Below are 23,968 nucleotides of genomic sequence, written 5' to 3' on the forward strand. Positions count from 1 at the left end.
TATGCGCCACCTGCCCGGCGGGGCGTTCCAGATGGGGGCGGACAGTTTCTATCCGGAAGAAGCGCCTGTCCGCCGCGTGCAGGTGGATGGCTTCTGGATCGACGAGACGCCGGTAACGAACCGCGATTTTGCGCGCTTCGTGGCGGCGACCAACCACGTCACGCTGGCCGAGATCGCGCCCGACCCCAGAGACTATCCCGGCATGGACCCGGCTTCGGCGCAGCCGGGATCATTGCTGTTCCAACGCACGCGCGGCCCCGTCGATCTGGCCGATTATAGCCAATGGTGGCAGTTCAGCTTCGGCACCGACTGGCGGCATCCGCATGGACCCGACAGCAGCCTCGACGGGCTGGACGATCATCCAGTCGTCCATGTCGTCTATGCTGATGCGGAAGCCTATGCAAAATGGGCGGGAAAATCGCTGCCGACCGAAGCGGAATGGGAATATGCCGCGCGCGGCGGCCTCGACGGCGCGGACTTCGCCTGGGGCGATGAACTGGCACCGGGCGGCGCGATGTTGGCCAATTATTGGCAGGGCGCTTTCCCCTTCGCCAACACGCTCGACGATGGCTATGAACGGACCTCGCCGGTCCGCACCTATCCCGCCAACGGCCATGGCCTGTTCGACATGATCGGCAATGTCTGGGAATGGACCGTCGACTGGTTCGCCCAGCCCCGGATCGAGCGCAAAGCGAAGGGTAGCTGCTGCGTCCCCGCCAATCCGCGCGGTGGCACGAAGCGCGAAAGTCTTGACCCCGCCAATCCCGATACGCCGATCCCGCGCAAGGTGCTCAAGGGCGGATCGCATCTGTGCGCGCCCAGCTATTGCCAGCGCTATCGTCCCGCCGCCCGCCACCCGCAGGCGGTGGACAGTTCGACCAGCCATATCGGCTTTCGCTGCATCATCCGCGACAAGAAGGAAAACCGCTCATGAAGAACGCCCGCCGCGCGCTGCGCGCCGCTGCGCTTGCCGCTTGCACCCTGCTGGGACCGGGCGTGCTGGCCAAGCCCGTCAATGCGCCGCAAAAGCCGACCAACATGATCTTCGTGCTGGTCGATGACCTGCGCTATGACGCGATGGGCTTTCTGACGCCGGGCCTTCAAACCCCCAACATTGATGCCCTGGCCAAGAGCGGCGTCTATTTCCCCAATGCCGTGGTGACCTCGTCGCTTTGCTCGCCCAGCCGCGCGACGATCCTGACCGGCCAGACCGCGCGCAACCATGGCGTGATCGACAATAATAACAGTTCGGAGGAAGGGCTGACCTTCTTCCCCAAATATCTTCAGCAGGCAGGCTATCAGACCGGCTTCTTTGGCAAATGGCATATGGGTTTCGACACCGATGCGCCACGCGAAGGCTTCGACAAATGGGTCAGCTTCAAGGGGCAGGGCACCTATTTCCCGACCGAATTGCTCTCGCCCGAACGGTTGGCGGCGGGCGAGCGGCAAACGCTCAATGTCGATGGTGACGTGGTCAAGCGCACGGGTTACATCACCGACGAACTGACCGATTATGCCATGAACTGGCTGGAAAAGGGCCGCGACACGTCCAAGCCTTTCTTCCTCTATCTGAGCCACAAGGCCGTTCATAGCGACCCGATGCCGCCCGAACGCTACAAGACCCAGTATAGCAATCTTGATATCAAGCTGCCGGCCAGCATGGCGAATACGCCGGAAAATAACGCGGGCAAGCCTTTATGGGTCCAGAACCAGCGCAATAGCTGGCATGGCGCGGATTTCCCCTATCATACCGATAATCCCATGACCGAGCAGGTCCGCGACTATTATCGCACGCTCAGCCCCGTCGATGACAGTCTGGGCCGGATCATGGCTTACCTCAAGAAGAACAAGCTCGACAAGAATACCATGGTCGTCTTCTATTCCGACAATGGTTTCATGATCGGCGAACATGGCCTGATCGACAAGCGCAATGCTTATGAACCCTCGGTCCGCGTGCCGATGATCGTCTGGGCACCCGGTATGGTGCCCAAGGGCGTCACCAACCCGGCAGTCGTGCGCAACCTCGACCTGGCGCCGACCTTCCTCGACATCGCCCATATCGCCAAGCCGCAGCAGATGGAGGGCAAGAGCTTCCTGCCAGTCGTCGAAGGCAAGATCGACGAGAAAGCCTGGAATCCGGGTGATTTCGTCTATGAATATTATTGGGAATGGAGCTTCCCCCAGACGCCCACGACCTTTGCCATCCAACGCGACCGGGTCAAATATATCCAATATCATGGGGTGTGGGATCTGGAGGAGCTGTATGACCTCAAGACCGACCCCGATGAAATGCACAATCTGATCGCGGACCCGGCCTGGCTCGAAACCAAGATCAGCTTGCGCAAGTCCTTGTTCGACCAACTTGGCAACAAGCAGGGCGCGCATGTTGTTCCCTATACCCGCAAGACGAGTTCGGGGCTGGTCCATCGCAAGATCGACGGCGCGCGCGCGGCCGACTTCCCGGCCGACTGGTATGTTCAGCCCAACCTGCCGTCGAAGATGAACGACCTGTTCGCGGACACGCCTGCCAAGTTGAAGGCGGATTCAGAAGGCAAGGCCTACCGGCCATGATCGGCCAACCGACCGTGGATCAGGGGCGACCGCCAGTATCGCTCGGCTTCATCGCCATCTATGTGCTGGCGCAGTTCGGCATCTGGATCGCGCTGCTGACGCCGGTCGTCATCACCATCGCGTTGCGCGTCAGTGAAATTGCGGGGGAAGCCGAAAAGGGCCGCTGGCTCGGTATTATCCTAGCCATTGGCGGCTTCGTCGCGCTCGTGATCACGCCGATCTGCGGCGCGCTGTCGGACCGCACGCGCAGCCGCTTCGGCCGTCGCCGTCCCTGGCTGCTGGGCGGCCTGTTGGTCAGCGGATTGGGTCTGGCCATCCTTGGCACCGCGCCCAATCTGCTGCTGCTGGGCATTGGCTGGGTCATCTGTCAGGCGGGCTTCAATGCCATGCAGGCGGCCTGCCTGCCCATTCTGCCCGATGTCATTCCTTATCATATGCAGGGTCGCGTTGCTGGCATGTTGGGCATGACATCGACCGCAGGAACCTTCGCTGGCAGTTGGATCACGCAATATACCCAATCGTCGGACCTGATGATGTTCATGGCACCCTTTGCCATTACGGTCGCCAGCATCCTGACATTATGCGTCATCCTGCCGGACCGCCCTGCAGTCAGCAGCGACAGCAAAATGAATCCGCTCATCATGCTGCGCTCGATCTTTGCGCCCTTTCGCGATTGGGATTTCAGTTGGGCTTTCGGCAGTCGCTTTCTCATCATGATGGCCTGGTCGTTCCTGCTGACCTATCAGCTCTTCTTCCTGACCGACCAGTTGGCGCTCAGCCGGTCGGATGCGACGCAGGTCATGGTCAAATCGATGGCGATCATTGCCTCGGCCACCATCGCCATTTCGCTGGTCGGCGGCTTCATCACGGACTGGACCGGCCGCCGCAAACCGCTGATCTTCGTCGCCGCAGCGCTGGAAGCATCCGGCTTTCTGGTCATCGCTCTTGCGCCGTCCGTGTCGCAATTCCTGGTTGGTGTCGCCCTGGCGGGGATTGGCAAGGGCCTCTATTTCGCCGTCGATCTGGCGCTGCTCGCGGCGATCCTGCCCAGTGACGAAGACCGGGCCAAGGATATGGGCGTGTTCCAGATCGCCAACTCCCTGCCGCAATCCCTGGCCCCGGCCATTGCTCCCATCATTCTGGCGGTGGGCAGCGCAAGCGGCAAGAATTACGCAGCCATCTATATCGTCGGCTGCCTGTTCGCCTTGCTCGGCGCCTTCGCGATCAATCCGGTGCGCCGCTCGCGGTGAGCGGCAGCGTCGCGCGTCACTCGCCTTCAAGCACCCGCCAAATTGCGTCGACCCGCGATTGCCAAGACATCTTGTCGACCAGATAGCCGCGCAGCGTGGGGTTGACCGGCGGAATCCATCCGTTCAGAACCGCCTTGAGTTGAGCCATGAACTGGTCGTCCGTATCGGCGACCGCGATATAAGGTGCCAGCTCATCGATGTTGGCGACGGCCGCTGCGACGATCGGCAGGCCGGAGGCGAAATAGACATAGAGTTTGAGCGGGTTCATCCGGTCGCTCAAAGCATTTTGCAGATGCGGCATGATCGCGACGTCGAATCCGCGCATGATCTGCAAGGCTTCTTCATGGGGTCTGACGCCGAGCATATGGATATTGGCGTGACGCTCGGCGATGGTGGCCACCTCCGGTCGGCCATGCGCAGACCCGACCAGCACGATGCTGCCATGGGGGTAGGCTTGCGCGATCCGCTCGATCAACGGCCAGTTCACCCGGTCACGCAGATTGCCGACATAGCCGATGATGGGGCGCGGCAGGTCGCGTAACGCGGCATGCGGTTCAACGTCACCGGCAAGCCGTTCGCACCCATTAGGGACAAGATGAATGTCCGTGCGCAGCGGCGCGAACACCTCCCTTATGGGCTCGCAATTGCTGAGCACCATGTCGGCATCTCGCAATATCGCTTTATAGCCTTCTTCGACGCGCTGCCGATAGGCCGCGCTTGATCCGGGGAAGGTGCGCTGGTCATCGATCAGGTCGGCGATGACCAGCCTGGGTTTGAACACCTCCATCACCAGCGGATAGTCGAACACGAGCGGCGAAACCCATAGCAATGGACCATCCTGCACCGCCGCCTCTTCGCGCAGGGAGCGCAGGAAATCGGCATAGGCTTCCGGCGGTGGCAGGGCTTGCCCAAAGGCTTCGCCTGATGCCGCGCGACCGCGATGCAGGAAGGTGCGGCGCAAAAAGTCCGGCGTGTCGGCCTGGCGCAATACTCGCTTTTTCACGGTCTCGTAAATCTGTCGGCCTTGATGCGCGGCCTGCTGCTGCGCTGCCTCGCTTTGCTGTTCCAGTTCCTGCAGAGCAATCGGCGCGTCGAGATGGATGATGCGGCGCACCTTGCCTGTCTCCAGCATATATTTGGCCAGCATGTCGGGGCGTCGGCCATAGATGTCCGAGTCATTCTGTTTCCACAGGAAGATCATGTCGCGCGGCGCGTCGTCGCGTCTGAGCGGTGGGCGGCGCGCTGATGGTCCAAGCGCAATGCCGGTCTTGCGCGACAACAGCTTGAGCGTCCGGTCCAGCAGCGGCGTGTCGGCCGGGCGTGCGTCCTGCGCGGCGCGATAGGCCAGGTCGAGGCGCGCCGCATTCACGGCATAGCTCATTTCGGTCAGGAAATAGGTGCGTCCCGCCTGTCCCTGCGCCGCAATCTGGTCTGCCGCCACATCGCGCAGGGCAGCATCCAGCACCGCATCGTTCGGCACGGGCAGATAGGCTCGCGCCAGGGCAATATCCTCCAAAGGCGACACGGTGCGGGCCAGCACGGGCACGCCCATGGCCAGCGCGTCGGTCAGCTTGGCGGGCAATTGATAGGCAGCGATCGGGTGGTCGGGGTCTTGCAGGATCACGACGGCATCGGCCATGTTAACGAGTTCGGGTAGGCGATCCCATGGCTGATCAGGATGCAGCGCCAGGCGAATATCCGTATAGGTCGCCAGAGTCTCCGTCAGCGCCTTGTCGCCGATGCGGCCGATAACGCAAAGCGCCAGCCGGGCATCTTGTACGCGGCGCAACGCTTCGGCGACATCCAGCAAGCCCTTGTGGGCGCGCGGCGTTCCCAGGAACAGGATGACCCGATCCTGCGCGCCATAGCCGAACTCCCCCCGCGTCTGGTCGCGATCATAGCGGGCCGGATCGAACAGCGTCTCGTCGCGCGCATGGCGCAACACCGCGCCGCCGAAGCGGCGTTGCAGCGCGATATTGGAGACGGTGACATAATCGGCTTCCGCCAGCAGCGTTTCGCCAAAGCGCGTCCACATGTCGCTATGCGGTATGGTAAAGTCCGAAGCATCCGTTTCCGCCGCCGCCAGCACTTCGTCCCAGTCGGCCGGTGTCCGGTCCTTGACGAAGGCCAGTTCATGATCGTCGACATCGACGATCATGGGGCAATTATTCGCCTGACTAATCAGGTGGCCCAGCAACAGGCTGGGCAGGCGGGGCTTGCCGACATGGACGATGTCGCAGCGCGTGTTGCGCGCCATCTCCGCCGCCCCGCGCAGGAAACTGGCCATATCGCTCGCCGGAAAGCTGCGTACCGGCAACAGGGCGTCGGCGATTGGGGGCCAGATGCTGGTCCCATAGGTCTTGAAGATCGGTCCCACCAGTTCGACTTCATGATGGCGCGCGGCCATATCGGCGAGCAGGAAGGCGCGGCCGACCGGATTATGCGCCATGTCCCAGGATATGACGCACACCCGTTCGGGCCTTTTGGCCAAGGCAGGCTGGTTCGGCAAAGCGCTGCGGGGATGGATGGACAGGGACGCGATCGCCAATGTCCCCGGTCCATCGGCGAAATCCATCGCCAACAGCAGCGGACGACCATCAACGCTCCCCGCCGTTGAGAAATTGCGAACGATTCGTGACCCAGCCACCAGTCTGATCGGCCCCTGCACCAGCGTCTTGTGCAGCACCCGCTGCCCCTTCGCGTCGATGCTCAGCAACACCACCCATTTGAGGATAGGCACGCCGTCTCCGCCTTTGGCCGCCGCGCTGAGCGCCAGGGCATAATCCGCCTGCGCCTCATTCGACTGTTGCGGCAATTGTTGCCAGATCCGCAGCCAGGACGCGCCGTCATAAAGTGTTACCGCCACCCCACTGGGCCGGTCGCCTTGCAGTGCAGGGGTCAGCGCAAAGCGGCTGTTCTTCTTATATTCGACATGCCAGGCACCGCAAAATGCGCCATCATTGTCCGGGTCGCTGTCCGGCAACCAGTCGTCGAACGTCTCGTTCGCAATATCGCAGGCATGTGTCGGCGCGTCATTCATCATGTCTTGAACCGGGGCTTGGGGAGGGGTCGGATCGGTCATCATTGTTCCGCCGCAACAGGGGTCAGTATGAGGGGCAGATGCGCGAACACACGCCAATCCTCATGATCGAGCAAGGCACCGCGCGCTGCGGTCGGGCGTATCTGGAAGCGGTCGATGATGGCCGTCACCATCATTTCGGCCTCCATCGCGCCAAGCAATGGCCCCTGGCACATATGCGCGCCGCCACCAAAAGCCAGCAACGGCGCGTTTCTCCTGCCGGTATCGATTTGGTCGGGGTCGGCGAATGCTTCGGCGTCCCGGTGGGCACTGTCGATCCGCAGCAACACCAGATCGCCCGCCGCGATCGACACATCCCCAATATCGACCGATGCTTGGGCAACGCGCCGGTTGAGACGGCGCAACGGCCCGGCAAGACGCAGCGTTTCGCGAATGAATCCGGGCATCAGCGTCGGTTCCGACCGCAGGCGCGCCTGCCATGCCGGGTTGTGGGCCAATAGGTCCAGAGCCGCGCTGATCGTGCCCGCGATGGAATCCGCCCCGGCGACCAGAAGGAAAGCGATCAGATCGAAAGCAGCATCGTCTCGCTCGGCATCATCGTCCGATGCAACAATGCGCAGTGCGGTGCGCAATCGTTTGGCGGCATTCTGGCAGCCTTCATAGTCCCGCAAACTACAGGTATGCGACCAGGCGCGCGTCACCACCATCGCGTCCGCGCGCAAGGCCATGGCCTGATCGACCGGCAAACCCAGCATCGACGCCAGGATCAGCGAGGGAAGGGGATCAGCCAAATGCTCAACCGCGTCGATCGGACCGCCGGACGGCACCGAAGCTGCGATGCGCCGGGCTTCCGCCAAGATAGCAGGTGCCGGCCAACGCGCCATCCCCTGCTGCACGATCCGGCGCACGGTCTGTCGGTTGGCCAGATGCGGTGGACCATCTTGGAACAGCAGCGTCTGCTCCATCAGTGCCAGCAAGTCCGAATAATCCCGCCTGGCACGCTCGGCGATCCGCTCGACCCGCTGCAGCGGTGACGCCATGCGGAAAGCGGGCGATCGCAATATCAGGCTGGCATCCGCGTGGCGCGTGATGACCCACGGGCCATTACCTTCGCTGCGGAAGGGCGGCATGGCGGGCATAATCGCCCCATCGGGATCGGTGATCGAGGTCATCCCTCAAGGCCTTTGGGTGCAGAGGGTCCGGGTTGACGATCGCCCTTGTCGAATATCACGGCCATCCCATGCCGGATCGATTCACCATGATGCCGAAGCGCATCGGGGTGGAAGGGCGCGGCGGGCGGCTGTTCCAACTGGAAATGGCCATGATCCCGGCCACGGACCAAGGTTGCGAAATTGCGCGCGCCGCTGCGCTGCGCCACGGTGGCGGGAATATAGCGCATCGCAAAGCCGATACGCCGCTCGCTGGACTGGTTGGGTGGCGATCCATGGACGATGAGCGGATCATGCAATGACATTTCGCCCGGATGCAGCCTGACGTCGATCGCCGACCGCTGATCCACGCCGCCGATCACCTCTTCGCGGCGACCCAGCATGTTCAGCCGGTCGCCACTGTCGCGATGGGGCAATATCTGGGTATGGCTGCCTGGAATCATCTGCACGCCGCCATTATCGGGGCCACTGTCGCTCAGCGCCAGCCAGGCTGTCACCGCGCGCGGTGCGTTAAGGCCCCAATGTGTCTGGTCCTGATGCCAGGTGACATGGCGGGGGCTGTGGCCCTCCTTGATGATGAAACTGCTGCCCCAGCATAGCAGGTCCGGCCCCAGAAGATCCTCGATCGCGTCGAGCAGGCATGGATTATGGACGATATCCCATAGCCAAGGGATCAACAGATGCGGCTTGGCGTTCAGCGCAGGCGGCAGCCGCCCGGCACGGCTTGCCTCGATCGCTTCCAGTGCGGAACGAAATTGCGCGGCTTCCGTCTGCGGATATAGGCGAACGGGGAAGACGACGCCGTCGCGACGAAAAGCATCGATCTGGGCATCGGTCAGGCCTTTCCCCATCACATATCCTCCTCAACCAGCGCCTTGATCTCGCCCGCCTGATAGGCGGCGCGCGCCGCCTGCCGTCGGATTTTGCCGCTGGTGGTACGCGGCAGGGTGCCGCTGCCGACAAAGACGATTTGCGGCATCAGGCCGCACCGTTCGCCAACCTGCTGCGCGATCACTCTGGCCCATTCCCTGCGTTCCACCGTGCTGCTGCGGTTCCGCGCGACTTCGCACAATAGCAGCAGTTGCTCCTCATCCTCGACGGTGATGCCGACGGCCGCTACCGCCAGCAGTGCCGGTCCATCCACGTCCAACGCGGCGGCTTCGGCGTCGGCGGCATGGATATTGCGGCCATGGACGATGATGCAGTCCTTGATCCGGTCCAGTATCATCAGGCCATCAGCCCCCCAAATGCCCACGTCCCCAGTGGGAAGCCAGCCTGTCCCATCCTCATCCTCGCGCAATTCGGGCAATGGCACCACGCAGCCCTCCCGCCCTGACCAAAGACCCATGGCGACATGCGGTCCGGCGATGCAGATTTCGCCGCGTTCGCCATCGGGGAGCGGGCGTCCATCCTGCGGATCGCAAATTCTGACCTGCGCGTCGTCGGGTGCCCATCCACAGGAGACATGGGCGCGGCCCGCGCCAGGGACTGCAACCGGCGCGCCATCGTCCCATCGGGTCGATGTCGCCAAAAGCGTGGCTTCGGCCAAACCATAGCAAGGCAGAAAGGCAGCCGGATCGAACCGTGCCGGTGCCAGGCGGTCGGCAAAGGCGTTCAGGCTGCGCAATCGTACCGGCTCCGCCCCGCAAAATGCGACTTTCAAAGTCGACAGATCAAGCGTCGCTGCCTGCTCCGGCGTGACGCGGCGAACGCACAGATCATAGCCGAAATTGGGTCCGCCAGCGGTCGTGCCTCGATGATCGCTGATCGCCTTCAGCCAGCGGAGCGGCTTTTGGATAAAGGCGAAGGGCGGCATCAGCACGGCGGTTCCACCCGCATAGAGGGGATGCAAGAGCGCGCCGAATAACCCCATATCGTGATGCGGGGGGAGCCAATTGACGGCCACGATGTCCGGTCCGCTACCGAACATCTGCCCGATCATCGCCTGATTGGCCATGATGTTGCGATGGCTGATGACAATCCCGCGCGGTGCCTGGGTGGAACCCGAACTATATTGGATGACGGCCGCCGCATCGGGATCGGGGAAGGGCACATCCGCAACGTCTCCCGTCATGGCCGCCGGCTCGATCGGGCGCAGCGCGCCCATGTCGATGCCGTGGTCAGTGGGGCCGATCACGCTGCCCGCGCCCAGATCGGCGACCATCAGGGCCAACCTCCGCCGCGCCTCGTCGCCGGTCGGGGGAAAGGGGATCGGTACGGCAATGGCACCCGCGCGCAGGCACGCCAGCAACGTTATGACGAAAGGCAGGCCCGGAGGCAGGGCCAGGACGACCGGCGTACCGGCAAGGCCCGCCTGGTACAACTGACCCGCCATGGTCGATACTGCTACATGCAGGTCAGCATAGCATGCATGCTCGGTGACCGCTTCGCCCCGTTGCAGGAACCGGATGGCGCTGTGATCCCCACGGGTCGCCGCATGCCGTTCCAGCAGGGCGGGCAAGGTCTGGGCGACGGCCAAGCTCAAGACTGACCCCCCATATTGGGCAGGACATTGCGCATCCATCGGCGCAGCACGCCAGAATATCGGTCGAGCGCGGCCGGATGATAGGCGGCTTCGGGCGCCTGTTCGAGATCGAAATGACCATGGTCCCGCCCGCGCACCAAAGTGGCGGAGGCGCGGACGGGGCCGATGGATCGGAGGTGAGCGGGAATATAGCGGATGGCGAAACCGCAACGGCGCTGCGTCGACATGTTCGCGCGTGAGCCGTGGACCAGCATGACGTCGTGCAGCGACATTTCGCCGGGGCGCAGGACGACATCCACCGCCTTGCTCTCGTCCACCTCGTCGGCGATCGCCTCGCGCCCCGGCAACATCACGTCATTGTCGCGGGTATCGACATGCACCAGGGGCGTCCGATGGCTGCCAGGGCTGACGCGCATGCAGCCATTGTCCGGCAGGGAAGGGGTGAAGGCGATCCAGGCGGTCAGCGCTTGGGGTGCAGACAGGCCCCAATAGGTCGCATCCTGATGCCAGGTCACATGTTGTGGCGTGCCCGGTGCCTTGTCGAAAAAACCCGCTGCCCAGCAGAGAAGGTCCGGCCCCAGCAATTGTTCGACGGGGTCGAGAATGGCGGGATGATGCACAATTTCCCACAGGAAAGGGGCAAGAAGATGCACCTTCACATTATGGCCGGGTGCGATCCGGCCAGCGCGCAAATGAGCCAGCGCATCGACCTGCGCGAGTTGGGCCGCCATCGCGGCCTCGTCCATCACGGGCAAGGGCGCGAGAAAACCGTCGCGCCGATAGCGGGCGATGGCGGCCTCATCGATGCGATGTCCCGTCATGCGCGCGCGCCGATCGGCGGTTGGATGACGGATCGGCTCTGTGCATCATAGAGCCAGCCCGGATCGCGCATCGTGGCCAGCGGTCGACCGCGCCGTTGTCGATACAGGCGACTGCCGGTCTGGAGTATCGCCATCGCGCTTTCCGGGGTACTGGTCGACACGCCGCCATGGATCTGGTGGAACGTCCCTTCGCCCACTATGCGGATCTGCTGCACATCGGGCAGGGTACAGGCCCGCAAATAGGTGTCGGGATTGACCACGCCGCCGCCCGGCTCGACGAACGCCGGGTCATAGCCCCCCAGTTCGTCCCATAGCGGCCGGGGCAGGAACAGCGCATTGCTCTCCAGCATCGGTCCCTCTGGGCCACCGCGCAATTCGCTCGTCGCGACGTCGAACAGGCGATAGCCCGCCTGCGGCCAGTTGATCGTATCGAGCAACTGATCCTCGGCGTGGCGATCATAGCTATGACGCACGCTGTCGAACTGCAGGGTCGGTCCCAATTGATAGTTGAGCGTCGCCACCACGGGCCGGGGATGCAGCGTGGCGGCCGAACGGCAGGCGGCGATCAATCCGGGCGATGCCAGTCGCGCGCCGTCGATCCACACTCCGATAAGGGGCGCGCGGGCAAGCGAGAGCCCATGGTTGATCGCCGACACCGGCGACACGCTGGGCTGGGCCTGTTGCACGATGCGAATATCGGCATCCAGATGAGCCACATCCACCAGGGTGGGTGGCTGGTCGGAACCATTGTCCATCAGGATGATCTCGATATCGGCGCGCGCGATGTCCGTCTGATAGGGCGGGCATAGCGACAAGAGCGTCCGGGGCAGTTCCCGCCGCATATTATAGCTTACCAGCACGATCGAGACGGCGGGTTGCGTCAATCGCGTTGCTCCGCGCCCGCCATGTTCCCGCCCCCATCGCTGGCAAAAGCGGCAACGAATTCGTCGATGCTGGGATTTTCGAACAGTTGGACCGGATCGACCTGCACGCCGAACTCTTCCTCCATCACGCCAGCCATCACCACGGCTTCCACACTGTCGAACCCGTAGGCGTCGAATGTCTGATCGGTCGGCACCTGTTCGGGCAGGGACAGGACGCCGCCGATATAGGCGACCATCCAGGCACGCAGCGTATCACTGTCGCATGGCAGGCGTTGGTTCATGGGTGTTCCTTTGCAATAGGGGACAGGTCGAACAAGCCACCCGCCGCAGCGGGCTGGGTGCGCATCCGGCGATTGAGAATGGGCTGGAGTGCCCAGCCCGGCCCATCATTCGCGATCATGTCGCGCATCCAGCTCAGGGCGAAGTCGCGCCTTTCCTCCCGCCGCTCCACAGGCGCGTCGAAGGCAGCGGTGATCCTCGTCCAATGATGGTCGAGGGCGTCGGTGATCGATGCGGGCAGAAGGCTGCCATCTTGGCGTTGGCCCTTCGTTGATGCCATCGTCAAAGCCTCCTCCCAGGTGCGGGCGAGATCCTGTGGCCGCCCGCAATGCGCCAGAAAGCCTGAAAATTTATTATAGCTGGGCCGGCCGACCAGAATGCCCGGCACACCATAGGCGCTGGCGGCGACATAGCCATGCAGGGACGCGCCGATATAGAGCGCGCTATGGGCGATTGCAGCGCTGATTTCCTGCAGGCTGAGCGGGTCGTCGAGCATCAGGCACGGCGCGCCGAGCGAGTCCGCGAATTGGCGCGCGACCGCCGGATCGTCATGGTTCTGGCCGACGGCCACCAGCATCGGCACCATCCGCCCTGCTTGAGCGAACTGGCGCAGCGCCGATCCAAGCGCCTGGCGATCGACGCCCGCGACCGACCGATTGCGGATATGGATGGCCAGCAATTGTGCGTCGGGCGCTATCCCCTTGCGTGCCAGCAATTGCCGGAAAGGGTCGGCAAGATCGGCCCGTGACCACAGCCGCGGCAGATCGGCAATGGGGTCCGGTACGATCGCGATACTGGCGTCTTCCGTCGCGGGGGCGAGCAGATGGCGGCTGCCTTCGTCGCGCACCGAAACATAGGATGCAGCATGGCGGGCGGCGTCGATCACGCGCCTTTGTCGACTGGAAAAGGGATGCGGCACGCCGGGCGCGTTCCAGGCGATGGGAATATCGCGCAGCGCCGCCGCCAGCGTCGCCCCCAACCAAAGGCCAGCGCCTGCCCAATTGCCAAGCGACGGATCGCCATAATGATCCAGAAAGGCCAGCGAATTGGCGTGGATCATATAGCCGCCGCCGATCAATATCCCGGCCGGAGCGATCGCACCCGACAACATCTCGCCAATGTCGATGGTCGGCATGGCGTCGGGGAAATCGGCCTGTCCGCCGGTCGGCGACACCGCCACCACATCATAACCCGCATCGACCAAGCGCGCGCGCGCCACCAGGGGAAACAGCAGGTCGCCATAATTGTTCATATCGAACATGCCGGATATGAGGATGGTGCGCCGCGCGCTCATATCCCGTCTCCGATGGTGGCCAGCGCCTTGTCGAGCACGGTGAAGAACAGGCCGTTGGCGATGGCATGTTCGATCGCAAAATGGTCGGCGCAGTCCGCGATCGGATGGAGGGTCACATTGTCGAGACCATCCAGGCAGCGGGCCGCCTCCGCATCGGGGGCGTGCGCCGCGCCGAAGACCTGATGCACATGGGTTTGCGGCACGGAACGGATGAGGCCCACCAAGTCCATATCCGCGCTCGTGAAGGTCGAAAATAGCGAAGCGCGCGTGCCATTGGCCGCAACCAGCGCGTCGTCGGCGGCATCCAGCCCCAGATTGACCGGCCCGGCAAAGGATATGGCGGCATGGCTTTCCATCATGGCGGCGCACCGAATGGCCGCGACCCCGGCGATGGATGATCCCATGGTGATGACCGGCACGCCCAACTCATCGACCATGCTGCGCAACGCTTCGATCATGGTGGCATGGTCCGGGCCGAGCGATGCGATGCCGGTGGTGAAACTGCGATGGTTGCGATCGCGCAGATAGAGGATGTTGACGGGGCGCTGGCGCAGCAATCCGTCCGCCAGTCCAAAAGGCAGATAGCCCAGCCCCCCGACGACACTGGCGAACAACAGGATTGTCGCCCGCGCCCCTGCCATGGGCAGCATTTGAACGTCGAGGTCGCACCCATGGCGAACCGCGCGTCTATTGTCCCAGGTCGCGGCAGGATGCCCTGCCATGGCGGTGCGCAACGGCCCTGCCATATGGGCGACGGCATCCAGTGTCGCCAAACGATCGATGATCGCCCGTGCATCGGGAACAGCGCCGTGACGCAGGGCGGCTATCGCATATTGGAACAGCCAGCGCGGATTGCTCGCCTGCGCCGGGGCGCGCTCGCGCAACAGCGCGAACAGCCGCTCGTCCACGCTATCGGACAACGGGCAGCGATTATAGCGGAACAGCAACAGCCAATCGTCCGGCCAGCGTGTCAGTGCTGCATCGAGCAGCGCGATCACGCTGTCGATCCGTCCGGTGAAAATGGCCGCCTGGATCGCGCGTCGGGCGAACTCGACCCGGTCGGGATTGCGATCCATCAATTGCATGGACAGAGCATAGGCGTCTTCGAACCGCGCGGCCGCCAGATGCAGTTCCAGCTCGATCAACCGGCTTTCGTCGGTCAGCGGTCCCCAGGTGCGTGCCTTGGCGAACAATGCTTCGGTTCCGCTTCGATCCTGCTGGCGAAAGCGGATCGCGGCAAGTTTCAGCAGGATGAAGCGATCATCCGGGTGCGACCGCAGCAGGCTTTCCAGATAAATGCGCCGTGCGTCTTGATCGACTATCGTTACGATGATGCGAGACAGTAGCCCGGTTCGCGTCTGCTCTGGCGCGCTACCCGCCCACACGGCCTCACGAAACAGGATGCGGGCATTGTCAGGTCTTTGGCCGCGCAGGAAGAGTTCGACCAGTCGCACCGCAGGCCAGGGGTTGGCGGGGTAATCGTCATGCGCCGTCTGGAAGACCGCCACGGCCTCCTCGACCCGGTCAGTCTTTTCCAGCCAGCCGCCTTCGATAAGACGCAGGCGCAGATCATCGGGCCACCGCCCGCGCGCCAAGGCTATCCGGCGACCGATCGACTTATCGTCCTTTGTCGCTGTCTTCGTCAGCGCTTCCAGTACCGCAATCTCATCGCGCAGGAGAGACGCCGTCACACCATCATCTTTCTTTTCTGCTCGGTGTAACATCGGCCCCCCGTGTACCCCCTGCCTTTATTGGCCATTGCGATGGCTAGTGTATATTAGGCGAAGATTGAAGTCTGATTTGGGTAGTTGCTCAGGAATAGGTCGAGATTGGAGAATAATAATTTCAGATAGTAAGACTGCCGGGTGATCGGATCATGTCGGCGATAGCGCTTCCTTGTATCCAGTCACGCCGTGCCTGTGAGCCCGTTGCTATGCACAACAATGTTTCCGTTTCCGAGTAGGGATCAGACGGATAGGCGAACGTCAGGAAATCACCTGGCAGGTACGTGCCGAGGCGGGCGATGACATCCGTGCCGAAGGCGCGCAGGCGACCATGATCGTCGCCGCGCGGAAATCCCCATTCCAGCGTGGTTTGCCGCGCTGGCACGGTGCGAAAGGATAGCAGCAGCACGCCGTCATCGGCCAAAGCTGCCCGCAGTTGCGCCACGGTCGCTTGAATATCCGCCACCTGTTCGAGCATGTCGAGGCACAATATCATATCATAGCGTTTGTCGGCGGGCGGGGTCACGAGCGTAGAGCCTTCATGCGGTGGCGCAATCAGGTCGAATTGCGCAAACCAGCCGCCTGCCGCCACGCGGTGCCGCCCATATTGCAATCCCGTGGTGCGCAAGGCCGGGTCCGACCGAAGAACTTCCAACACCCGGCGCATGGCACGATGCCGGGCCGTCGCATTGCATCCGGCGCAGATATGGTCATGGCCGATCAGGTCGTCGGCTTGTCGGCGTTTCGGCCGCACCGTCTCGCCGCCGCAGATATTGCAATGGAACGGCTTGCTGATCGGCGATGCTGCCTGGGAGAGGAGGGTGGGCAGGACGGCAACAAAGCTGGCCCAGTCGCGTTGCCCTTCGGGGCGGTCGACGATCCAGTCGCGTAGCTTCTCCATGGCTTGCGCCTCGCGTTCGGTCATCGGTTCCCGCAACAGGGCGCGCAATTGCGCCCAATGACCCGCGATCCGCTCGCGCGCGAGGTTGATGGCGCTCCGTTCTTCCTCGTGCAATGGTGTCATAAGAGCCATTTTGCCCAACGCCTCGGCCCAGCTATGGCTCAGCCGCGCCGTCATGCCGAGTTGCTCCAGAAAGCCGGCGAACTTGACCATGCGTGGCCGGGCAATGACGAGCGCTGGCTTCTCATAGGCAAGCGCCGTGATCAGCCCGTGCATGGAGGAACCGACATAGCAGGCGGCATGGGCGATCAGAGCCGCAATTTCCTTCAGACCTTCGGGCTGATCCAGAATCAGCACTGGTATCGGCAGCAAGGCGCCGACGCGCTGGGCCAGTTGATCGTCACCATGGCAGGGTCCGATCGCGATCAGTACCGGCACCGCGTTCAGCCGATCGGCCAGCGCGGCCACTTGCCTCCCCTGCTCGGCCTCATCCGCGTCGAGATAGCGGCTGTTCACATGTACGGCCACCCAGCGATCGGGCACCGCCATGCCGTGCCGTACAAAGGCCGCTTCCGCGATGGCGCGCAAGTCCGAAGCAGGCCAGAGCGCAGCAAGGTCAAGGGCGGTATCGGGCAAAATCTGGACGGATGCATCGCCCGATTTTCCGAGGAAATTACGGCTTGCCTCGTCCCGCACGGTCACTTGTGCGCTGGCGGCTAGGATGGCGTCGCTCAAGGTTCGCACCGGGCCGCGCAGCAGGGGGTGGGGTAGGCCGGGCGCGTTCCAAGCTATCCGCCCGCCCGTCTGCGCAGCGATCAGCCCCGCGCCCAGCCACAACGCCGCATAGCTCCCTTGTGGGCCAAAGCGTGTTTCGGCATAGTCGGGCAACGGCGTGCTGGTTGCATGAATGATGTTGCCGCCACCTATGACATGCAGGTCCGCCGGACAATCGGCGGCGGTCTCGATCGGCAGACAGGGCACGGTGTCGTCCCAGGCCGGTTTGCCGCCACGCGGGGAATAAGCGCGAAAATCCTCTTCGGGTATTCCCAGCCGGTCGCGCAGCAGCAGCGGAAACAACAGGTCGCCATAGTTGAGGACGTCGAATGTCCCATAAAGCGCGACACGCGGGCCTGCGCCGGGTCTGTCCGGTGGCGAATTATTTGCATCGTTCACGCGGCCAAGCCTCCCATGTCTTGAGGACAGAGCTACTATGGCCTATCGCATTGGTAAACCGCCTTGTTGGCCGATGGACGGGAACATAAGCTATGTTGGAGCAACACGCAGAGCCCCGCTATCAAGCCATTTCGCGACCGTGTGCGGAGGCGGTCGAATTGGCGACCCGCGTTCTGGCGACCCATGCCGACCCGCTTATAGCGGAAGTCGGGATCGGCATCGGTGCGACGTCGCTGGCCTTGGCGCGCGCGATGGACCATCGGGGCACGCTATGGCTATTTGATTTCGATAGCCGCGTCCAGGAATTGCGCGCCGACCTTGCCGACATCGGTTATCGCAATGTCGAGATTGTCGGTAACTCGCGCCGCACCTTCGACAGCTATGGCTGGACGCTTGCCATGCTGACGCGGCGCGCGCGCATCGACCGGCCTGAAGGCATGTTCGACTTCATCTATCTGGATGGCGGGCATCTTTATCAATATGATACCTTGGCAGCGATATGCTGCAAGGAACTGCTCAAACCAGGCGGCTATTTGCTGCTAGACGATTATGACTGGACCATCGCCAAGTCGCCGACGATGCGACCCTCGCACAATCCATCCGTGCTGGCGGATTATAGCGAGGAGCAGATCGAATTGTCGCATGTCGAGATGATATGCAGCCTGCTGCTCGACCCCGACGCAGGTTTCGAACAGATACCCCTGGGCTATCGCGACGTGGAGCATCGGCGCGCCTACCTAAAGCTATGAGCCGGGTACCCAGACGCAGGTTCGCTGCCCTGTGACGAACCTTCGCGCGGCCGACACCGCAGCCCTGGTGGCTCTGCTTGCGCAGGCACCGCCCGGTGCGCATATCATGCTTGATGCGCCGCACTATGATCTGGCGCAGGATGTCTTGCTGGATCGTGGTATCACCGTATGCGGAGCCGACGGACTCCTACCCATCCTGCATTTCACCGATCCGCGTCACGGCCTCGCGATGCGGGGCCATGGCGGCCAGCTTCAGTCGCTGGCGCTGACCGGCAGCGGACATCGGGCAACGCCTTTGCTGACCGTTATGGCTAATGATTGCGTGTTGGACGGCATCCGCATCGTCGGCGTGCAGGGAAGTGGCTTGCGGGCGGAGGGATGCCGACGTTTCACTATCCACGACCTGATCGTTCAGGATGCAGGCCAGCAGGCCGCGACATTTACCCGGTGCGACCAGCTTCGATTGACGGTAAAAGCCCGCAACATCGCCCACCGCGCCGCCGCGCCCGCCATCCGTCTGATCGATTGCGACGGATTTTCGATCGATGCCGACATTGACGATGTAAACGGTAGTGCGATCACTATCGAGCGTAGCGAAACCGGAGAAAGTGCGTGTGCCGGGGGCATCAGGCTGCGTGCTAGCAAGGTGCGGCGTGCGTTGTCCCTGCTTGGTCGCCGGGATGCGCCGATCGAGGCGATTACCGCGGATGTCGATGCAGGTACATGGACGGAATGCGCCATGCTGCTTTCCAATGTCCGGTCTGTCCGTGTCGATCTGACGCTCCGGTCGACGGATATTTTGGCCTCGCTGATCTTCAATGGCGGGTTCGGGGTGCGCGACAGCCACATAGATATCCATCAGCCCGCGGATGCAGCGGCCCTGCCGTCATCGCTCGTGCGCGGATCGGACCAAAATTCCAGCAACACCATCAATACGCATGAACTGGCAACCGCTGACACAGCGCCGACGGCCTGGGCCGTGGCACCTGCCTTGCAGGCGCGGCTGGACGCGATCGGCAGGCCTGGCTTTGCCGTTTATGAAATAGCGGACCGCTGCAGCCTGTGTGGGTGGGAAGGGCAGTTCCGCCGCACCCACGCCAGCGAACGGGAGACGCTGGCCTGTCATGATTGCCGGGCCACATTGCGCTACCGCGAGCAGGCCAAGATCCTGGTCGATCGCTTGGGCGGCGGGCGTTTCGACACGTTGGCCGCGCTGGCGGCGTCGGACATATTGCCGAAACTGGACATATTCGAAGCAGGCTTTTCCGGGCCATTGCGCCGCTGGCTTGGCAGCGCGCGCCGCTACGAACAATCCTTCTATGAACCAGATGTGCCGAGCGGAACGCGGCGCGGGGCATTGACCTGTCAGGATCTGATGGCGACCTCCTTTGCCGATGACAGTTTCGATGTCGTCATCACGTCCGACATGTTCGAACATATCCGCAAACCGATGCTCGCCTTTGCTGAAATCTATCGCATTCTGCGCCCAGGCGGATTGCACATATGGACCGTACCGATCGGCATGCCGCCGCCGCCGGTCACCCGCGCGCGCGTAGACACCAGCGGGCCGGAGGACGTCATGCTGTTACCGCCGGTCTATCATGGATCGGGTGCAGACAGCCTGTCGCTGGTCTATACCGATTTCGGCCGGGATATTGACCAGATATTGTCGACCATGGGGTTGCCGACCACCGCTATTCCCTATCTTGGCGGGGCTGGACATGTTGTCGGCGTGACGCTCGTATCGACAAAGGCGCTTTAGGCAGCGCTCAGGCTACGGCCTGCCCGGATTGCCGCAAATCCTCTGTCGTGCAAAAATGTACCTGCGCCTTGCCCTTGGCTTTTGATCGATACAGCGCCGTATCGGCAAAGGCCATCAACCGCTCAAGCTCCAGGCCGAATTCGGGAGACATGGCGATCCCGACGCTAGCCGTAATACGCATCTCTACGCCATCAATCAGATAGGGTTCGCTCAACTGCTTGATGATCCGCCGAGCGAGCAGGTCAGCCTGATCCTGATGTCGCACCTGGCATTGCAGCAAAAGAAACTCGTCGCCCCCCAAACGGCACGCGACATCCTCTGCCCGGATCATGATTTGTAGGCGCCGTGCGACTTCCCGCAGCATCGCATCTCCGGCAGGATGGCCATAACGATCATTCACGGCCTTGAAGCCATCAAGATCAAGATAATGGACTGCCATCTGCTCATCCGCCGCGGATGACTGGACGTTGGCCTGGAATGTTTCCCGCAGAAGAAGGCGATTGGGCAAGCCGGTCAGCGGATCGTAGCGCGCGAGCGTCGCCAGGTCATGTTTGGTGGTCAGATGCTCGACGGACGAGATATATAGATGCCGCACCGACTGCAGGCTCATCAAGGTAACGGCTACAAGCAGAAACGCCTGCAACACAAAAAATTCAGGATGGGGCAATTCGTCAGCGCCACTCGCCGCATGCGTCAGCATGGCGATCGCGGTTGGCCCGACGACCAGCAACAGGCTTATGAGGCATAGTCGGGGACGAGAAGCATTGCGCGACACGATCCCGGAACCAAATGTGAAAATCAGGCTGATCGTGCCGATATGGACGAGCGGTTCGTGCGCGGAGAGGGCGCGTATATGGAGCCCCGCCAGCAAAAGCGCGGATATATAAGTCAGGAACGCATAACGCCCCTCCCAGACTTTGAGGCTCGCAATATCCTGATCCGTCCTGCCTGCGGCACTATAGGCTTTTATGAGCCAGACACGCGCGATGGTAACGAGCATCGCGCTGCCCGTCAGGGCCGCGATCAGGGGGTCCTGCCATTTGAGATAGATAAGCGTGCCGACGAGAAGATAGAGCAGGCCAAAGGCCATGATCGGCGTTGCCATCGTAAAGAGCGTAGACACAAGGTCGCGATAGACAGCGTCTGGCAACATCGCGTCGCTGACCATTCTGGATGGCGAAGATCGGTGATCCGTTCCTGTCTTGGCGCGTCTCTCCATACGCCATCATGACAGTATAAATCTTAACACAATCCTACCAATGCGCTGAACGGTTGAAACACCCAAAGGGGTGAAAATCCGGTTCCTGTCGAAGGTGAAGGCACGTCGTTCGTCTCGCTCAGATAGCGTCGATGACCTTGCGCGGCACAGGGAGGAGGGAGCCATGACGGGCGCCGATCGGCAGGATCAGCCGGTCGCTGACATCCTGCCATGTCGCCATGTCGCGGGTCATCGCAGCGCCCCAGCGACCTTCCTTGTAAATGTCGTAATAGCAGACCAGCGCGTCGCCGACCTGTGCGGTCATCGGCCCTTCGACCCAGGCAGGCGAGAAGGGTGCGGACAGCGCGCCAAAGGGGCCGGACGGGCTATGGGCGCGCGCGCTGCGCAGCCATTTACGCGGTGGGTCAACTGTCTCATCCTTGACGATCAGGTACAGGCTACCGTCCGGCGCGTGCGCGAAACTGCCGTCGATGACGCTGAAGCCTGGGTCGTAGAGAGGCTGGGCTGGCGTGAAGGTGCGGAAATCTTGCGTGGTGCAGGACCAGAGGCGGTGATTATAGCCCGATTCCGACGTGCCTTCGGTCTCGCGATAGCGGCCGACGACCGTGCTGGACCAGAAGAGCAGCCAATGCCGCGCGCGTGGATCGTAGATGGCTTCGGGTGCCCAGCAATTGCGCGTACCGGCTATGTTCGCCATGACCGGAATAGCCTGTTGCGGCGACCAGTGGACGAGGTCGCGACTGGTGGCATGGCCGATTGTCACGCCCTCCCAGGCGGTGGTCCACAGCAGATGATAAGTGGCGCCATCCCGAAACAGGAAGGGGTCGCGCAACAGCTTCTTCTCGCCGACCTGCGGCACCAGCAGGCTGCGCCCGCCCGCTAACGAACGAAAAGTAAAGCCATCGTCGCTGGCAGCGAGTTTCAGGCCATCCGCCTCACCCTTGCCGGTGGTGAAGTAGGCGAAGACCAACGGATCGGCCTCGAAGACCGGGCGCGTGGCGCAGGCGGTGAGCGCCAGCGCCCCAGCGCCCAGCGTGAAGTCGCGGCGGTTCACGGTCGGTAATCCTGCGCCATCCGACCATAGAGATCGAGCAGGGGATTGGCGACATAGTCGCCGCCAACGCCCATCGGCCCTGTCGGTTCTGGCTTGGGTGCTGGCGCAGCGATGGCAAGGCCGCCGGGCGCTTCAGCGCTGTTGATGCCTTGGCTCAGCAGGTCGGGTTTGGGGCCTTCGCCGGCATTCTCGCCATTGCGATCGAAAATCGCTTCCTGATGGCGGGTCGGTTCCCATATGAAGGTGCCCCAGCCACGCTTGTCCGGCAGGGCGTGGACAAGATCGTTGATATAGCGTTTGCGACTGGAATATTCAGCGACCAGCAGCCCCTTGCCGGGATAGCGTTTGAGAAACTGGTCGAAGCTGTTGGCCCAGTCGCCCTGTTGCTGCTGCTGATAGGCGGAAAAGCCGATGACGTCGAAATCGACATTGCGTGCCACCAGCGCGTCAGTCCATTCGCGCACGATGCCCCAATGACGGCCCAGATGATTGTGCAATTGGATGGTGATGCCCGGTTCGGCGCGGCGCGCACCGGCTATGCCAGCGCGCAACAAGGCGGCGAAGGCATCAAAACCACCAACCTGGCCGACTTTGGCATGATTGGCGTCGGTGATGGGGTTGCCGGTAGGCGTGGACAGCTTCACCCGACCATGGGGCCATAATAAGCCAAAGGTCGTTTCGTTGCCGATCACCGCCATGTCGACGGGCGCGCCGCCCGCGCGCATCGCGACCAGTGTGTCATGTGTATGGGTATCGACAGCCTTGGCGAGCATGGGCATGTCATAGCCTGCCCAGGCATCGGGCACGCCCTGATGCTCCGGGTCGGCCCAGTTGTCGCTATAATGAAAGCTCAGGACCAGATACAGGCCCGCGTCGCGGACGCGGCGGCCGAGCTTGACGGTCTGTTTCAGTCCGGCCCACGCCTTGTCTGGTTCCCGCTTTGAATAGCCTTTTGCCGGATCGACGAAGATGCGCAGGCGAATGGCGTTGAACCCTGCGTCCCGCAACAGGAGGATGGGGTCTTTCTGCTGATCCTTGACGAAATAGCGTGCACCGGCGGCTTCATCTTCGGGAATCCAACTGATGTCCGCGCCGATCAGGAAGGGGCCGGGGCGTGCGCCGGTCTTTTGGGGCGCGGCCAGTGCAGGCGTGGTCAGCAACGGCAGCGCGGCGAGGCCAAGCGTGGCGCGGCGGGTGAGGGCGGTCATCCGCGGATCACCAACTGATATTCGGGGACGAGGCGAAGGGTGAGCAACTCCGCGACCTGGTCCGCTTTGGGCAGTTTCGCGCGGGCGCTGTCGTCCAGATAGATGGGGGCGTCGGCGCGCAGCGGCAGGATGGTCAGCGTCCATGGCCGCCCCAACCGATCGGCAAAGCGCTTAAGGCCGATGCGCCAGACGCGGCCATCCCAATAGGCGTCGTCCAGCATATCCATGCCGTCGAACAGGCGACCTATGTCGCCACGCCAGTCAAGCTCCAGAAAGGCGTCGCCGGTCGCCAGCGCATCCCTTGGCGGCGTGAAGGTGAAGGCGGCGGCCAATGTGGCAAGGCCAGTGACGGTAAGCGCGGCACGCCTGTCGATATCGGGCATCC

At 62.7% G+C, this 23,968-nt stretch carries 19 protein-coding genes; 5 read left to right on the forward strand and 14 right to left on the reverse strand.

Features of this window, described 5'->3' with window-relative positions:
• Position 1: 1 nt before the first annotated feature.
• The 3 genes from V2I08_RS02090 to V2I08_RS02100 are packed head-to-tail and all read left to right on the forward strand — an operon-like array spanning position 2 to position 3,821.
• Entirely contained in the window at positions 2-934 is a 933-nt protein-coding gene (locus tag V2I08_RS02090) for a formylglycine-generating enzyme family protein (protein WP_349633760.1), read from the forward strand.
• On the forward strand, positions 931-2,571 hold the full coding sequence (locus V2I08_RS02095) for a sulfatase (RefSeq protein ID WP_349633688.1): 1,641 nt from the start codon (positions 931-933) through the stop codon (positions 2,569-2,571). Before V2I08_RS02090 ends, V2I08_RS02095 begins: the two co-directional genes overlap by 4 nt.
• On the forward strand, positions 2,568-3,821 hold the full coding sequence (locus V2I08_RS02100; RefSeq protein ID WP_349633689.1) for an MFS transporter: 1,254 nt from the start codon (positions 2,568-2,570) through the stop codon (positions 3,819-3,821). Before V2I08_RS02095 ends, V2I08_RS02100 begins: the two co-directional genes overlap by 4 nt.
• Positions 3,822-3,837: 16 nt before the next feature.
• Here the strand turns inward: V2I08_RS02100 and V2I08_RS02105 are convergent, their stop codons facing one another.
• From V2I08_RS02105 to V2I08_RS02150, 10 genes are all read right to left on the reverse strand, one after another.
• Positions 3,838-6,864 carry a glycosyltransferase gene (locus V2I08_RS02105; protein ID WP_349633690.1) on the reverse strand — a complete coding sequence of 1,009 codons (3,027 nt, stop codon included), beginning with the start codon at positions 6,862-6,864 and terminating at the stop codon, positions 3,838-3,840.
• A gap of 38 nt (positions 6,865-6,902) precedes the next feature.
• On the reverse strand, positions 6,903-8,033 hold the full coding sequence (locus V2I08_RS02110) for a cytochrome P450 (protein ID WP_349633691.1): 1,131 nt from the start codon (positions 8,031-8,033) through the stop codon (positions 6,903-6,905).
• Positions 8,030-8,881: a phytanoyl-CoA dioxygenase family protein gene (locus V2I08_RS02115; protein ID WP_349633761.1), complete on the reverse strand. Its 852-nt coding sequence runs from the start codon at positions 8,879-8,881 to the stop codon at positions 8,030-8,032. The genes V2I08_RS02110 and V2I08_RS02115 overlap by 4 nt, the downstream gene beginning before the upstream one ends.
• A complete protein-coding gene (locus V2I08_RS02120; protein ID WP_349633692.1) occupies positions 8,881-10,515 on the reverse strand; it encodes a fatty acyl-AMP ligase in 1,635 nt (544 codons plus the stop codon). The genes V2I08_RS02115 and V2I08_RS02120 overlap by 1 nt, the downstream gene beginning before the upstream one ends.
• Positions 10,512-11,336 carry a phytanoyl-CoA dioxygenase family protein gene (locus V2I08_RS02125; protein WP_349633693.1) on the reverse strand — a complete coding sequence of 275 codons (825 nt, stop codon included), beginning with the start codon at positions 11,334-11,336 and terminating at the stop codon, positions 10,512-10,514. Before V2I08_RS02125 ends, V2I08_RS02120 begins: the two co-directional genes overlap by 4 nt.
• The gene (locus tag V2I08_RS02130; RefSeq protein ID WP_349633694.1) at positions 11,333-12,220 is read right to left on the reverse strand and encodes a glycosyltransferase family A protein; all 888 of its coding nucleotides are present in this window, start codon (positions 12,218-12,220) and stop codon (positions 11,333-11,335) included. The genes V2I08_RS02125 and V2I08_RS02130 overlap by 4 nt, the downstream gene beginning before the upstream one ends.
• Positions 12,217-12,501, reverse strand: a complete 285-nt coding sequence (locus tag V2I08_RS02135) for an acyl carrier protein (RefSeq protein WP_349633695.1) — start codon at positions 12,499-12,501, stop codon at positions 12,217-12,219. Before V2I08_RS02135 ends, V2I08_RS02130 begins: the two co-directional genes overlap by 4 nt.
• Entirely contained in the window at positions 12,498-13,793 is a 1,296-nt protein-coding gene (locus V2I08_RS02140) for a polysaccharide pyruvyl transferase family protein (protein ID WP_349633696.1), read from the reverse strand. The genes V2I08_RS02135 and V2I08_RS02140 overlap by 4 nt, the downstream gene beginning before the upstream one ends.
• The gene (locus V2I08_RS02145; protein ID WP_349633697.1) at positions 13,790-15,517 is read right to left on the reverse strand and encodes a hypothetical protein; all 1,728 of its coding nucleotides are present in this window, start codon (positions 15,515-15,517) and stop codon (positions 13,790-13,792) included. The genes V2I08_RS02140 and V2I08_RS02145 overlap by 4 nt, the downstream gene beginning before the upstream one ends.
• Before the next feature lie 121 nt (positions 15,518-15,638).
• A complete protein-coding gene (locus tag V2I08_RS02150) occupies positions 15,639-17,591 on the reverse strand; it encodes a polysaccharide pyruvyl transferase family protein (RefSeq protein ID WP_349633698.1) in 1,953 nt (650 codons plus the stop codon).
• A 158-nt stretch (positions 17,592-17,749) separates the two neighbouring features.
• Between V2I08_RS02150 and V2I08_RS02155 the strand changes: the two genes are divergently transcribed.
• Both V2I08_RS02155 and V2I08_RS02160 read left to right on the forward strand, forming a co-directional pair.
• Positions 17,750-18,340 (forward strand): class I SAM-dependent methyltransferase, encoded by a 591-nt coding sequence (locus V2I08_RS02155; RefSeq protein WP_349633699.1) that lies wholly within the window; start codon positions 17,750-17,752, stop codon positions 18,338-18,340.
• 31 nt (positions 18,341-18,371) lie between these two features.
• A complete protein-coding gene (locus tag V2I08_RS02160; protein WP_349633700.1) occupies positions 18,372-20,102 on the forward strand; it encodes a methyltransferase domain-containing protein in 1,731 nt (576 codons plus the stop codon).
• A gap of 7 nt (positions 20,103-20,109) precedes the next feature.
• Here V2I08_RS02160 and V2I08_RS02165 read toward each other — a convergent pair whose 3' ends face one another.
• The 4 genes from V2I08_RS02165 to V2I08_RS02180 all read right to left on the reverse strand — a co-directional run bounded on the left by V2I08_RS02165 (position 20,110) and on the right by V2I08_RS02180 (position 23,966).
• Positions 20,110-21,270 carry a GGDEF domain-containing protein gene (locus tag V2I08_RS02165; protein ID WP_349633701.1) on the reverse strand — a complete coding sequence of 387 codons (1,161 nt, stop codon included), beginning with the start codon at positions 21,268-21,270 and terminating at the stop codon, positions 20,110-20,112.
• Between the two features lie 169 nt (positions 21,271-21,439).
• A complete protein-coding gene (locus tag V2I08_RS02170; protein WP_349633702.1) occupies positions 21,440-22,375 on the reverse strand; it encodes a glycoside hydrolase family 43 protein in 936 nt (311 codons plus the stop codon).
• Positions 22,372-23,583 (reverse strand): glycosyl hydrolase 53 family protein, encoded by a 1,212-nt coding sequence (locus tag V2I08_RS02175; protein WP_349633703.1) that lies wholly within the window; start codon positions 23,581-23,583, stop codon positions 22,372-22,374. The genes V2I08_RS02170 and V2I08_RS02175 overlap by 4 nt, the downstream gene beginning before the upstream one ends.
• Positions 23,580-23,966 (reverse strand): hypothetical protein, encoded by a 387-nt coding sequence (locus tag V2I08_RS02180; RefSeq protein WP_349633704.1) that lies wholly within the window; start codon positions 23,964-23,966, stop codon positions 23,580-23,582. The genes V2I08_RS02175 and V2I08_RS02180 overlap by 4 nt, the downstream gene beginning before the upstream one ends.
• Positions 23,967-23,968 lie beyond the last annotated feature (2 nt).

This window comes from Sphingobium sp. MK2, assembly GCF_040170545.1.
Lineage (GTDB): Bacteria > Pseudomonadota > Alphaproteobacteria > Sphingomonadales > Sphingomonadaceae > Sphingobium.